The sequence below is a fragment of the Heliomicrobium modesticaldum Ice1 genome (assembly GCF_000019165.1).
GTDB lineage: Bacteria > Bacillota > Desulfitobacteriia > Heliobacteriales > Heliobacteriaceae > Heliomicrobium > Heliomicrobium modesticaldum.
This window is the reverse complement of sequence record NC_010337.2, coordinates 924,179-937,026: the sequence shown is the minus strand read 5'-3', so window position 1 is coordinate 937,026 and position 12,848 is coordinate 924,179. Positions and strand designations below refer to the sequence as shown.

The 12,848-nt window shown below is 58.8% G+C and carries 16 protein-coding genes; 12 read left to right on the top strand and 4 right to left on the bottom strand.

The genetic code is table 11. The annotated features are described in order from the left end of the window. Positions 1-261 precede the first annotated feature (261 nt). On the bottom strand, positions 262-513 hold the full coding sequence (locus tag HM1_RS04235; protein ID WP_012282061.1) for an AbrB/MazE/SpoVT family DNA-binding domain-containing protein: 252 nt from the start codon (positions 511-513) through the stop codon (positions 262-264). 112 nt (positions 514-625) lie between these two features. Between HM1_RS04235 and HM1_RS04230 the strand changes: the two genes are divergently transcribed. The 8 genes from HM1_RS04230 (at position 626) to HM1_RS14440 (ending at position 5,296) form a co-directional block, all read left to right on the top strand. Further along, complete coding sequence (locus tag HM1_RS04230) at positions 626-853, top strand: 4Fe-4S binding protein (RefSeq protein WP_041313304.1); 228 nt, start codon at positions 626-628, stop codon at positions 851-853. A gap of 217 nt (positions 854-1,070) precedes the next feature. Continuing rightward, a complete protein-coding gene (locus HM1_RS04225) occupies positions 1,071-1,277 on the top strand; it encodes a DUF1657 domain-containing protein (protein ID WP_012282059.1) in 207 nt (68 codons plus the stop codon). Between the two features lie 253 nt (positions 1,278-1,530). Next, entirely contained in the window at positions 1,531-1,737 is a 207-nt protein-coding gene (locus HM1_RS04220) for a DUF1657 domain-containing protein (protein WP_012282058.1), read from the top strand. A gap of 28 nt (positions 1,738-1,765) precedes the next feature. Further along, complete coding sequence (locus HM1_RS04215) at positions 1,766-2,626, top strand: DUF421 domain-containing protein (protein WP_012282057.1); 861 nt, start codon at positions 1,766-1,768, stop codon at positions 2,624-2,626. Between the two features lie 84 nt (positions 2,627-2,710). Further along, complete coding sequence (gene spoVAC, locus HM1_RS04210) at positions 2,711-3,190, top strand: stage V sporulation protein AC (RefSeq protein WP_012282056.1); 480 nt, start codon at positions 2,711-2,713, stop codon at positions 3,188-3,190. A 1-nt stretch (position 3,191) separates the two neighbouring features. Beyond that, positions 3,192-4,202: a stage V sporulation protein AD gene (gene spoVAD, locus HM1_RS04205; RefSeq protein WP_012282055.1), complete on the top strand. Its 1,011-nt coding sequence runs from the start codon at positions 3,192-3,194 to the stop codon at positions 4,200-4,202. Between the two features lie 100 nt (positions 4,203-4,302). Beyond that, positions 4,303-4,656: a stage V sporulation protein AE gene (gene spoVAE / locus HM1_RS04200; protein WP_012282054.1), complete on the top strand. Its 354-nt coding sequence runs from the start codon at positions 4,303-4,305 to the stop codon at positions 4,654-4,656. A gap of 103 nt (positions 4,657-4,759) precedes the next feature. After that, positions 4,760-5,296: a YhcN/YlaJ family sporulation lipoprotein gene (locus HM1_RS14440; protein WP_012282053.1), complete on the top strand. Its 537-nt coding sequence runs from the start codon at positions 4,760-4,762 to the stop codon at positions 5,294-5,296. Between the two features lie 48 nt (positions 5,297-5,344). Here HM1_RS14440 and HM1_RS04190 read toward each other — a convergent pair whose 3' ends face one another. Beyond that, positions 5,345-5,644 carry a zinc-ribbon domain containing protein gene (locus tag HM1_RS04190; RefSeq protein WP_012282052.1) on the bottom strand — a complete coding sequence of 100 codons (300 nt, stop codon included), beginning with the start codon at positions 5,642-5,644 and terminating at the stop codon, positions 5,345-5,347. A 304-nt stretch (positions 5,645-5,948) separates the two neighbouring features. Between HM1_RS04190 and HM1_RS04185 the strand changes: the two genes are divergently transcribed. Both HM1_RS04185 and HM1_RS04180 read left to right on the top strand, forming a co-directional pair. Further along, entirely contained in the window at positions 5,949-6,185 is a 237-nt protein-coding gene (locus HM1_RS04185; protein WP_012282051.1) for a ni/fe-hydrogenase large subunit domain protein, read from the top strand. A 61-nt stretch (positions 6,186-6,246) separates the two neighbouring features. Next, entirely contained in the window at positions 6,247-7,158 is a 912-nt protein-coding gene (locus HM1_RS04180) for an exopolyphosphatase (RefSeq protein ID WP_012282050.1), read from the top strand. A gap of 190 nt (positions 7,159-7,348) precedes the next feature. Here the strand turns inward: HM1_RS04180 and galE are convergent, their stop codons facing one another. Next, positions 7,349-8,320 carry a UDP-glucose 4-epimerase GalE gene (galE, locus tag HM1_RS04175; protein ID WP_012282049.1) on the bottom strand — a complete coding sequence of 324 codons (972 nt, stop codon included), beginning with the start codon at positions 8,318-8,320 and terminating at the stop codon, positions 7,349-7,351. Positions 8,321-8,564: 244 nt separating this feature from the next. Here galE and HM1_RS04170 point away from each other — a divergent pair, with 244 nt between their 5' ends. Next, positions 8,565-9,608: a YeiH family protein gene (locus HM1_RS04170; protein ID WP_012282047.1), complete on the top strand. Its 1,044-nt coding sequence runs from the start codon at positions 8,565-8,567 to the stop codon at positions 9,606-9,608. A 2-nt stretch (positions 9,609-9,610) separates the two neighbouring features. Here HM1_RS04170 and HM1_RS04165 read toward each other — a convergent pair whose 3' ends face one another. After that, complete coding sequence (locus HM1_RS04165; RefSeq protein WP_012282046.1) at positions 9,611-10,576, bottom strand: LysR family transcriptional regulator; 966 nt, start codon at positions 10,574-10,576, stop codon at positions 9,611-9,613. A gap of 278 nt (positions 10,577-10,854) precedes the next feature. Here HM1_RS04165 and HM1_RS16120 point away from each other — a divergent pair, with 278 nt between their 5' ends. Continuing rightward, positions 10,855-12,834 carry an ATP-binding protein gene (locus HM1_RS16120; protein WP_012282044.1) on the top strand — a complete coding sequence of 660 codons (1,980 nt, stop codon included), beginning with the start codon at positions 10,855-10,857 and terminating at the stop codon, positions 12,832-12,834. Positions 12,835-12,848 lie beyond the last annotated feature (14 nt).

Here is a 12,848-nt window from a genome sequence, read left to right as displayed (position 1 = left end):
GATCAAAGACGGCGATTTGCCTGAAGTAAAAAAACCGAACCGCGCGTCTTCAAGAGTCGCGGTTCGGTTGATGCGATTGCAGTTCGGTTGATGCGATTGCAGTTCGGTTGACGCGATTGCAGTTCGGTTGACGCGATTGCAGTTCGGTTGACGCGATTGCAGTTCGGTTGACGCGATTGCAGTCGGTTGATGCGATTGCAGTTCGGTTGACGCGATTGCAGTCGGTTGATGCGATTGCAGTTCGGTTGATGCGATCGGGGTTCAGCCGGCGGCGTTCTGGGCCATGGAGACGGCGCATTCCTTGCAGACGATCTTGTTGCGGAAGTTCTGCACATCGATGGCGCTTCCGCAGAAGATGCAGGCCGGTTCATATTTCTTCAGGATGATCTTCTCGGCATCCACGTAGATCTCGAGGGGATCCTTTTCGTCGATGCCCATTGTCCGGCGCAGCTCAATCGGAATCACAACACGGCCCAGTTCGTCTACTTTGCGTACAATCCCAGTTGACTTCATGTCACTTGACTCCTTTTGCTCGACGTTATTCGACAACTTTCTACACCCTGATTGTACCAACCATGCCAAGTAACGTCAAGATATATTTTAATACGAAATGAGGAAAGATGTCATGAACAACAAGGTCTCCCAATTTTACCGCATCGAAAAGCACTGTATCCGCTGCGGCTTTTGTCTCGATATCTGCTCTTGGGACGCCCTGGACGCACCGGGAAAAGGGAGAGCCTTTACGATCGAGGAGGATCTCTGCCCGGGCTGCGGGATCTGCGTCGATTGCTGCCCTGTCGGCGCGATTCAGAAGGTCGGCGCCGGCGAAGACGACGCAGCTGCAGACCGGTGATAGAGGCTGCAGCTGCGAGCTGGTGATGGAGGCTGCAGCTGCGAGCTGGTGATGGAGGCTGCAGCTGCGGACGCTTCTATCTTGTGGAGGGTAGGCTTTGATGGTGGGCCTACTTCTGCGAATGAAAGGATTGGCAGATCGAGGGTGTACATATTTTTCTTTTGAAAAACCTACTCTACCTGTGAAGAGGGAACGCTTTGCACGGGAGGAGTACAGCATGACGGTATCGCAACAACTCAAACAGACTATCGCCGGGCTGAAAAGCGCTGTCGGCAGTCTGGAGCAGTTCGCCATTCAGACGCAGGATCAGAACGCTAAAAACCTCTATACCACTGCGTCCCAGCAGGCGCAGCAGATCGTCAATTCCCTCGAACCGAGGGTGAAAGAAATTGAAAAAGAAGAACCTCAGTACAAGGGTTTTTAGCCCGATCGGTTCTTCTGTCCCTGTGGGACATCTATGCGCGTTCGGGCCGGATCGGATGATCCGGTCCGCATCATATAGAGCGTAGATCAGGCATCTTCGGGAGCGGCGCAGATGTTGCCGCTGATTTTAGGCTTTGGTGGAGCCGGGAAGCGGCTTGGAATAGGGCTTTGGCACTGGCGCAGGCGAGCGAATGCCGGGAAGCGGCTTTGGATGGGGTCTAACCGATCGATGGACGATGAGGGAGGTGGCTCCCGTGACGGTAAGCGGGCAGGTCAAACAGACGCTGGCCAGCTTGAAAGGGGCGCGTTCCACGCTCGAAAGCTTCGCCGCCGTCGAGGAGAACGTCGAAGCCAAGCGGGCCTATACAGAGAACCTGCAACGGCTGGACCGGGTGATCGACGGGATAGAAAAGCGTTTGCAGGTGTTGGAGTATGAAGAACCTCAGTACAAGGGGCTTTAACGCTGATTGTGAATAAGGAGTTTATCCCATGCCTGAATGGACCATCGCCTTTATCCGCGCTACAGCCGTCTACCTGCTCGTCTTTGCAGGCGCCCGGTGGCTCGGCAAGCGGCAACTGGCACAGTTGACCCTCTTCGACCGGATCACCGTCGTTGCGATCGGCGTCGTCGCCGGCGCCTTGTCTCTCAACCTGGCCGGCAGCCTGGCGAGCGCCCTCCCGCCACTCGTCGTCTGGATCGGTTTTCCCATCGCCCTTTTTTACCTGTCCATCAAATTCAAGACGGTGCGCGATCTGGTGCAGGGCAAGGAGACGGTGCTGATCAACCATGGGAAGGTCCTTGACGACAAGTTGCTCGAGATCCCCATGAGCGCCGAGGACCTCCTGAGCCAGTTGCGGCGAAAAAAGGTCTTCAACTTCGCCGACGTAGAGTTTGCCATGCTCGAACCGGATGGTGAGTTGAGCGTCTTTCTCAAGAAGGACAAGCGACCCGTCACGGCGTCGACATTGGAGTTGAAGGTGGGCCATGAGAGCGTCCCCCAGACGGTGATCATGGACGGCATCATGATGGATGAGCCGCTGACGGCCATGGGACTCAACCGACGCTGGCTCCATGAGGAGTTGGAGAAGATCGGCGTGGCGCCGGAGAATGTCTTCCTTGCCCAGGTCGATTCGGTGGGCCAGCTGTATGTGGACCTCTTTGATGATGCCGTCCATCTCCCTCAGCCAAAGACGAAGGAGCTGCTCTTCGTGAACCTGAAAAAGGCCCAGGCCGACTGTGAGCTCTACGCCCTGGCTACGAAGGACCCGTCGGCGAAGCAGATGTATACGGAGGCGGCGGGCCTTATCGCGGAGATGGTCGTCGATTTGGCGCCGCTGCTGAAGCGCTGAAGTTGAAGCCGCTGCTGAAGCGCCGAAGCTGAACGCTGACGCTGAGCGCCGAGGGGAACACTTTTGCGGAGGGAGGAACCGTCTTTGTCCAACAAAAAAAAGAAGAACCTGACGCCAATCCAGCAGGAGTACCATGATTTTTCCAAGCTTCGGGAGCCGAAACGGCCTGTGTTGAAGAACTGCCTCTGGGCTTTTTTCGTCGGCGGGTCGATCTGCCTGCTTGGCCAAGTCATCCAAAACTTTTTCCTCTGGCACTTCAACTTCAACGAGAAGACAGCCGGCAATCCGACGGTGGCGATCATGATCCTGCTTGCCGTCCTGCTCACGTCCCTCGGCGTCTACGATCACATCGCCCAACGCGCCGGCGCAGGGACGGCTGTGCCGGTGACCGGTTTCGCCAACGCGATGGCTTCGGCCGCCATCGAGCACCGGACCGAGGGGTATGTGCTGGGCGTGGGCGGCAAGATGTTCAAATTGGCCGGGCCGGTCATCGTCTTCGGTGTCGTCGCGGCCTTCGTGGTGGCGCTGATCAGGACGCTGCTCGGCATGGCTGGGATCGGGTAGCATGCAGCAGGGACATCAGAGTTGGCGCTTCGACAACAAGCCCGTCATCGTAGCCAGCGCCGCTGTTGGCGGACCTTTTGAAGCCCGGGGGCCGCTGTCTAAGGATTTTGACCTGCTCCATGGCGATCTCTGGCTGGGACAGGCCAGTTTTGAAAAAGCCGAGCGCAAGCTCCTGGAAGAAGCCTGCGAGGTAGCCATCGGCAAAGCGGGGTTAGAGAAAAAAGACATCGACTTTTTTCTCTGCGGCGATCTGATGAACCAGATCACGGCCAGCAGCTTTGCCGCCCGTACCATGGCCGTGCCTTACCTGGGGCTCTTCGGCGCCTGCGCCACTTCCATGGAGGGTTTGGCCTTGGCCTCGTTGCTCGTCAACAGCCGCGCCGGGCGCTACGTCCTCTGCGGCACCTCCAGCCACAATGCGACGGCAGAAAAGCAGTTCCGCTACCCTACCGAGTACGGCGGTCAGAAACCGCCGACAGCCCAATGGACCGTCACTGGCGCCGGTGTGGCGGTCGTCGCGCCGGAAGGGAAGGGGCCTCGCGTGACGGGGGCTACGATTGGGCGCATCGTCGATATGGGCATCACCGACCCCTTCAACATGGGGGCGGCCATGGCGCCGGCGGCGGTGGACACGATCACGGCCCACTTCCGGGACTTTGGCATCTTCCATGAGGAGTACGATCTGATCGCCACGGGCGACCTGGGCAAGGTGGGCCACCACATCGCCAAGGATCTTTTCGCCAAGCACGGTATGGCTCTCCCGGAAGAGAAGTTTGTCGACTGCGGCCTTCTCATCTACGACCTGGACCGGCAGGAAGAGGTGATCGCCGGCGGGAGCGGCTGCGGTTGCTCGGCTACCGTCACCTATGGGCACCTTCTGAATCGGATGAAGCAGGGTGAGCTGCGCAAGATCCTGATCGTTGCCACCGGTGCCTTGCTGTCGCCGATCACCTACCAGCAGAACGACTCCATTCCCTGTATCGCCCATGCCGTGGCGATTGAGCGGGGGTAAGCCGGTCAAGGACGAATTGCAGCAGCGCGAATGTGGCGCTGTCCTGCGCATGAGCTGATCCGAATGGGGATAGGGCCTGTAACGGAGGGGAGCTGGAGCGATGGAAATCTACTTTTGGGCTTTCGTTGTCGGTGGGCTGATTTGCGTCATCGGGCAGCTGCTCTTCGATGTGGCCAAACTGACACCGGCCCATACGATGACCCTCCTCGTCGTCTCCGGCGCGATTTTGGACGGTCTGGGACTTTATGAACCGCTCATCGACTTCGCCGGCGCCGGGGCGACGGTCCCGATCACCAGCTTCGGCAACGCTTTGGTGCACGGGGCGATGGCGGAAGCGAAGTCGACAGGGCTGATCGGGATCCTGACGGGGATCTTTGAGGTGACCAGCGCCGGCATCTCGGCGGCCATCATCTTCGGTTTTATCGCCTCCTTGATCGCCAGGCCGAAGGGGTAGAGAGCAGAGCGGTCAGGTGATGGGGTGACGATAGTTCAGGGTGACCATGATAGTCCATTGCGCTTGTGCAGTCGCTGAGAGCGCGAAGAGGGGTTTGAAATCGATGCAGTTCGTTGACAAAGGGCGATTTTCGAAGTCGAAACGGTTGGGACTGTCCCTGATGGGACAGAGAAGGAATCGTCGACAATCGCGATCCATCGGCAGAGCCTCCCTTTTCGCGGCCTTTATTTTGGCCCTCGCCCTGCTTGCTGGCGGCTGCGCCGCCGGCAAGTCCGCGGCGAAAAACAGTGATCTGAAAGAGCTGCCTTCCCGGATGGATCCGGTGCTGGCCCGGGACATCAAAGGCGTCGCCAAGTCGGTGCAAGGGGTCGACGATGCGACGGCCTTCGTCATCGGCAACGACATCGCCGTCGGCGCCAAGGTGAGCGGTTTTGACCGCCTGCGCCTGAGAAGCATCCGCGCGGCCATCGACCAGAAGATCCGCCAGTCTTACAAGAACTACCGGATCCATGTCACCACCGATAAAAAACTGTTCAAGCAGATCAAGCAGATCGAGGATCAAGAAAAATCTCCGGGGGACGCGCCGCCGGAGATCGAGAGGAACTTCCGCAAGATTTTGTTGGATAATGATGTGCCGTAAAAAACCACCCCGGGCCAAGCCTGGGGTGGTTCGTATGTTCAGAAGCCTTTACCAGCTGCTGCGACGGTTGTTGAAGCAGTCGCGGCAGTAGACGGGCTTGTCGCCGCGGGGCTGGAAGGGAACCATGGTTTCGACGCCGCAGGAGGCGCAGACGGCGGGGAACATCTGACGTTCTTGACGGGGTTCGGCGGAAAAGCCGCCACGCTGGGCTTTGCGGGCAGCCCGGCAGCTGGCGCAACGGCCAGGCTCGTTGGTGAAGCCTTTTTCGGCGTAGAATTCTTGCTCGGAAGCCGAGAACAGGAATTCGCTACCGCACTCTTTACAGGTGAGGTACTTGTCTTGGTACATGAGAAATCCTCCTCGATATTCGTTTGCCCGTGCTAAGGAGGTACCGCATCCCATCACTTCCCTTAGCCGGTGGCAATCGAGAAGGGTATCGTCCATCCGTAAGCATCGCGAGCTTATGCTCAGTATAACCGATGAAATACCGGTTGGTAAAGAAAAAAACGGCGAGTGGCATAAGATCTTCCACCTGTCCGCCTTCGAAATCACTGTCGTATGTCGTTGAGGAAATGAGTCAATTTACGCCCTTGCCGGAAAAAGCAGGGCGGCCGCCGGAAGTGAGACATCAGCAAGCGGCGAGCCCTTTGAGGTGGGGCCGCTGGCGCGGATGCGGATCAACGGCTTTTACAACGGGGGGACGTCGACGATGGACCGCATCTGCGCCAGGTCGCTGGAGGCGGCGCTTGTCGGCACGGAGATCCCACGGCCGGAGTGGACCTTCACCATGCTGGGGCGGATCATCCGCGCCTATGCTCCCTGTTTAGCCTGCGGCACTCATATGATTGATTTGAAAAAAGATGCTCCGCCTTCCCGTTTGATCGAATAGCCGTTACAATAGAGCCAGGAGCTTACTAGGAGGTGAATCCCCGGTCTTTCGGGGAGATAAGATGCGACTGCTGACTCGTTCGGACTTTGACGGTTTGGCCTGCGCGGCGCTGCTGATTGAACTCGGTCTCGTCGATTCCTTCAAATTCGTCCATCCCAAGGACATGCAGGATGGGCTGATTGAGGTCAATGACAACGACATCATCGCCAACGTTCCCTATGTTCCCGGTTGCGGCCTCTGGTTTGACCACCACTCCTCCGAGGAGGAGCGGGGCAGCTTGAAGGCGCAGTACAAGGGGATGTCCCGGCCGGCGCCGTCCTGTGCCCGTGTCATCTATGATTACTACGGCGGGCGGGAAAAGTTCGGCCCCGATTTTGACGCCCTCATGGCGGGGGTGGACAAGGCCGATTCGGCCCAGTTCACCATCGATGAGATCTTGAACCCGACAGGCTGGGTGTTGCTCTCCTTTGTCATGGATCCCCGCACCGGCCTCGGCCGTTTCCGCAATTTCACCATCAGCAACTACCAGCTGATGGAGAAGTTGGCCCATGAGATCCGCCATAAGCCTATCGAGGCGATCATGGACGATCCCGATGTGAAAGAGCGGGTGACGCTCTACTTTGAACAGGCGGAACGGTTCAAAGAGATGGTCAAGGCGCACTCGACGGTTAAGCAGAATGTGCTGATCACGGACCTGCGCGGCGTCGATCCTATCTACTCGGGCAACCGCTTCATCCCCTACGCCCTGTTCCCGGAAGTCAACATCAGCATCTGGATCGTCAAGGGCAAGCTGGACAACTGCGTCTTCACCTGCGGCAAGTCCATCTTCAACAAGTCCTCCACTGTCAACATCGGCTCCGTCATGCTCAAGTACGGCGGCGGCGGTCACTTCAATGTGGGCACCTGCCAGGTGCTCCATGATGAGGCGGAAGCGACCTTGCAGGCGCTGGTGGCGGCGTTTCGGGACGAGTAAAGAAGATCTGCCAGTTTGAATGAGAAAGTGGAGAGGCCCTTCGCCGGGCATTCTCCACTTTTTGTGCTGAACCGCTATTTTTTTGTCACCGTCTGTCCCTGTGAGTTCGCCCACGCTGGCCAGCGTGCCGGAACCGTAATAAAGTCGATTGGTTGTGGTTTTGGAAACCAGGCCCTATGCTGGACTTTTTTTATTTCCGCGATTGCCAGCGCCAGGCCGTCTCGATGATGACCGACAGATCGGCATAGCGGGGTCGCCAGCCCAGTTCAGCCATGGCTCGCGCGTTGGAAGCGACGAGGACGGCGGGGTCGCCGGGACGGCGCGGCTCGATGCGCAGCGGGATGGGATGGCCCGTCACCTGGCGGGCTCTTTCGACGACCTGCAAGACGGAAAAACCCAGGCCGTTGCCGAGGTTGTAGAAGCCGGAAGGGTGCCCGGCGGCGAGCGCCTGCAGGGCCAGCACATGGGCGTCAGCCAGGTCGCTCACATGGATGTAGTCGCGGATGCAGGTGCCGTCCGGGGTGGCATAGTCGTCGCCGAAAAGGGAGAGGTATTCCCGCTTCCCCTGGGCCACCTGGAGCACGTTGGGGATGAGGTGAGTCTCCGGGTCGTGCTGTTCGCCGCTGCGTCCTTCCGGATCGGCGCCGGCCACGTTGAAGTAGCGGAGCGCTATCCACTTCAGCCCATGGACGCGCGCAAACCAAGGGAGCATCGCTTCGATCAGGTGTTTCGACAGACCGTAAGGGTTGGTCGGGCGAACGGGGTGGTCCTCCGGGATAGGGACCTGATCCGGTTCGCCGTAGACGGCGGCGGTGGAGGAGAAGACAAAGCGCCTGACGCCGGCTTCGGCCATGGCCTGAAGCAACGCCGTCGTCTGTCCCGTATTGGCGAGAAAATAGTGTCCCGGAGCGACCATGGATTCGCCGACAAGGCTTTTGGCGGCAAAATGCAGGACACCGTCGATACGGTGCTGATGGAAGATCTCTTGGAGCAATCCAGCGTCGCCCACATCGCCTCGGTAGAAGGGGACGCCTCTCGGGACAAGCGATAGATGCCCTGTTGTCAGGTTGTCGAGGATGACCACCTCCGCCCCTGCCGCCAACAAGGCCAGGGCGGTATGACTGCCGATATAGCCGGCGCCGCCTGTAACGAGGTATTTCATAAAACATCCTGCCTCCGCTGCTCGGCTCCCCTGGGACCATGCCCGGGGGGGCCGCTGTTCGCTCCTTTTTCTGTATCGCCCTTTTATCGCTGTTGCCTTTCCATCGCTGTTGCCTTTCCATCGATCTTGCCTTTCCATCGTCTTTGCCGCCCTATCGTTTTTTCTGATGTCAAACATCGTTAAAGGTAATTTTACAGCCGCCTCGTCGAGGCATTACCATAATGCCTGGATGAGGAGGGATGATATGCAACACCGATGGACGGCTGGCGGAATTCTGTTGACGGCGTTGCTGGCGCTGTCGGCCCAACAGATGGTTCGCTTTTTCCCCTTTACTGTATTCGGCGCGTTGGTCACAGCCATCCTGCTGGGGATGGCGATGCGCGCCGTGGCGGGCGACCGGTTGGTCCCCTTGAAACCTGGTTTCGCTTTCTCGGCGAAGGTGTTGCTGCGGCTCGGCATCATCCTCATGGGGGTGCGGCTCAATCTCGCCGATATCGCCGCTGCCGGGTGGCGCATGCTGGCCCTAGACCTGTCTGTGATCGTCTTCGCCGTGACGGTCATCCTTTTCCTGGGGAGGAGGCTTTCTGTCGAAGAAAGGCTGACAACGCTGATCGCTGTCGGGACCGGCGTGTGCGGCGCCGCGGCGATCGGCGCGGCTGCCCAGGCCGTGAGGGCCAAAGACGAAGAGGTGGCCTTGTCAGTGACGCTGATCTCCCTGCTGGGTACCCTTTTCACGGTTATGTACACGGTTATGCTGCCGGTGCTCGCCCTGACCCCGCAGCAGTACGGGACCTTTGTCGGCGCGACACTGCATGAGATCGCCCATGTGGTCGCAGCAGCGGCGCCGGCTGGCGCGATCGGCAGCGACCAGGCCATCCTGGTAAAACTGGGCCGGGTGATCCTCTTGGCGCCTGTCGTCATGGCCCTTGACTGGCATTATCGAGGGCGCGCCGGCGGCGCTGGCAGGGCTTCAGACCTCGACGGCAAGCCTGACGACAAGCTCCGGGACGAAGCCCAGGACAAGCCCCGCCTTCCGGTCCCCTGGTTTGTATTAGCCTTCCTGGTCATGGCCCTGCTGAACACCTATCATGTCTTTTCGCCGGCCCTTTCCGCCGGATTGGTCACCGCCAGCCTGTTTTTATTGGCCATGGCGATGGCCGGGATGGGATTGAATGTATGGGCCGGCGATTTCAAGCGAGTGGGTCTTGCGCCGGTGCTGATGGGACTGGGCGGCTCGATCCTGCTCAGTCTATTCGGGCGTTTCGGCATGGCCCTTCTCGGGCTGTAGCCCTACAGGTTCTCCCGGAAAGGCTGCCCCTCCTCGGGCGATTCATCAGCCTGTGCTCGCGACTTGGGCGACGCCGGCGAGATGACCTGGTGGAGGATGAAGTCCAGAAAGGAGTCCACCGCCAAGGTCGTGAACTTCTCACGATGGTAAAAGAGTGTAAAAGTCCGGTCGATGGGCCCCTCGGCCAGGGGGATGATCGCCAGCGATTGTTGAGCGACTTCCTCCGTGACAGCGAACCGGGAGAGGACGGAGAAGCCAAGTCCGGCTTTCACCGCCTCCTTGATCGCCTGGGTGCTGCCCAGCTCCATCACCACCTGCAGATCGGCAGGTTGGGCGCCGCGGGATTGGAGAAACTGTTCAAAAAAACGGCGCGTTCCCGACAGGGGTTCCCGCAGCACCCAGTGGTGCTGAAAGAGCTCCGCCAGGGAAAGGGGCGCGCTGTCCGCGGTGTCGGCTGGCCCGACGATCACCAGTTGGTCGCCGCCGCAGGGAAAGGCGGTGAGCACGCCGGGGAGCTGGTCCGGGCTTTCGATGAATCCCAGATCCAGTTGTCCCGTGGCGACCATGGCGGTGATGTGATCGGAATTAGACACATCCATGGCAATGGACACCCGCGGGTGGGTCTGCCGGAAGAGGACAAGCAGCTTGGGCAGCAGGTACTCGCCGATAGTCATGCTGGCGCCGATGCGGAGCAGCCCGCTGATATCCTGCGTCAGTTCCTGCATGGCATTGCGCGCCCGTCCATAGAGTTGTTCCAATTCGACGGCAAAGGGGTAGAGCGTCTTGCCGGCAGTCGTGATCAACAGCCGCCGATGAAGGCGGTCAAAAAGTTTGACGGAAAAGTGCGCCTCCAGGTTCAGGATCTGCTGGCTGACGGCCGACTGGGTCATATGCAGCTCCTGTGCCGCCAGGGATATGCTGCCTTTGTCAACGACCGTTTTAAAGATCGCTAGTTGGCTGTCGAGCATGGCGATATCTTCTCCTTGCCTCTTGAATCAGGCGGCCTTGGCCTTATGTTGTCTCCCGAAGGCTGCTTTCACGAGCGACTGGTACTCGCTTTTCAAGCTCACCTACACATCCTTGAAGGAGTTTGCAGATTTTTCTCGAAGAAACGATAAAAATGGGAATTGAGGAACGCAAGAGGGAGCGTCAGGCTTAACCATTTTGGCTTTAAGCCTTTTTCTATTTTGACGCCTTTTCGACACGCTCGGTGCGGCATGTCCCCCAGAGACGGGAGGGTTTTCTCATGCATACTCAGGCACGGTTCCACGTCCCCTGTCAGACCGGGTGGAGAAAACTGCTCCCCTTGTCGATCACGAAACGCTTTTACCTGGCCATGGTGCTCCTTGTCCTTCTCCATACATTTTTGCTGAGCGGAATCGTTCACATGGGCTTTTTGAAAAAAGAGCGCTTTGAGCGGTCGAACGATCTCGTCGCCGCCGCTGTAGAGTTGGAGAAAGGGGCTTCTGCCGGGCGCTGGCCAGAGGCGAGCGACGACATCTCTCGGATGTATCCCGGCTTGACGGTCGGGTACTACTCGAGAGCGCAAGGCCAGTTTCTCGCTTTGCGTCGCCAAGAGCAATACCGCATCCGCGTGCTGGACTATATTTTTTCCCTGCGAAGTACAGGCATTTCAAGTTTTTCAGAGCAGGAACAAGCAGAACTGGCTTCCTCCCTGACGTTGCTTAATGGGACAGAGCGAAGCGAACCGGCTTTCATGGGATGGTGGAACTCCCCGGTCCTCGGCCTGGTTCAGCCGATCGCCGGCGAGCAATCGCTCTATTGCGTCGCTTTCGTCCGGCTGACAGACTTTCATCTTCCCGTCCTGTTGCGGACGGCCGAGGTGATCGTCGTAGAGACCATCCTGGCGGGGATCCTGATCGCTTGCGCGTGGCAGATTTTCACCCGTTTTCGCGCGGAGATCGAGGGTTTTGGTATGGCTGCCATGGTGGATGACGATCAGGTGCCGCCGAATGTGCTCCCGGAATTGAATCCGCTGGTCGATAAGGTGCGGGCGAACTCGCGCCATATCCGGCGGGTGAAGCGGAACCTTGCTCGGGAGGTGACCAAACGGATGCAGGCCGTCAACGCCCTGACCACGTCGGAGGCGAGATTCACCAAAGCCTTTCACGCCAATCCCCACCCTATGTGCATCACTTCCATGGAGGACGGACGCTTCATAGAAGTCAACGAGAGCTTCCTGCAAGCCACCGGGTACGAACGGGACGAGGTGATCGGGCAACAGTTGCCGGAGCTGGGCCTCATCAAAGAAGAGAGAGGCGGAGCGGTACCGGGCGGATTCCCCGCGAGCGCCTCGCCCCTAGGCGCCCCAGCCGTGACAGGCGCTCCTGTCCAAGGCGCCTTTCGCAATATAGAGCGCAAGATCACCGCCAAAAGAGGGGAGGCCCGGATCTGGCTCGTGTCGGCAGAGGTGATCCAGCTGGAGGGACGGGCCTGCCACCTCTATTCAGTCAACGATATCACGGAGATCCGCAAGTTGGAAGGGGAGTTTGCCCGCCTCGACCGGCTGAATCTGGTGGCGCAGATGGCTGCCGGTATCGGCCATGAGATCCGCAACCCCATGACAACGGTGCGCGGTTTTCTTCAGATTCTGAGGGCAAAAGACGAATTGGCGAACCATTGGGAGCACTTCGACCTGATGATTGAAGAGCTCGACCGCGCCAACGCGATCATCTCTGAGTTCTTGTCCCTGGCCAAACATAAGGTGGATGATCTCCGCCTGCAAAATCTGAACGCCATCATCCGAGCGCTCTATCCCCTCCTGGAGGCGGACGCCTCTTTAGGCAAAAAAGCCATCCGGCTGGAATTGGGCCCCATTCCGGAAACGTATCTCGGAGAAAAGGAGATCCGCCAGCTGGTGCTCAACCTGGTTCGCAACGGTCTCGAAGCGATGGGGGAAGGCGGGGAGCTGATCATCCGCAGCTATCGTGAAGGTGATGCGGTGGTGCTGGCCGTCTGCGATCAGGGAAGCGGGATCAGCCCCGATGCACTAGCCCAGTTGGGCACACCCTTCTTCACGACGAAGGAACAGGGGACAGGGCTGGGACTGGCGGTCTGCCAAAATATTGTCGTTCGCCACCGGGCCCGCATGACTGTAGAAACGGGGGAACAGGGGACCACCTTTTTTGTACATTTTCCCTGTAGCGTTGATTTTTCTCAAGCATCCCTTTCCACTGCGAACAACTTCCATTATACTGGTTTTTAGCGGTAAAAATCATA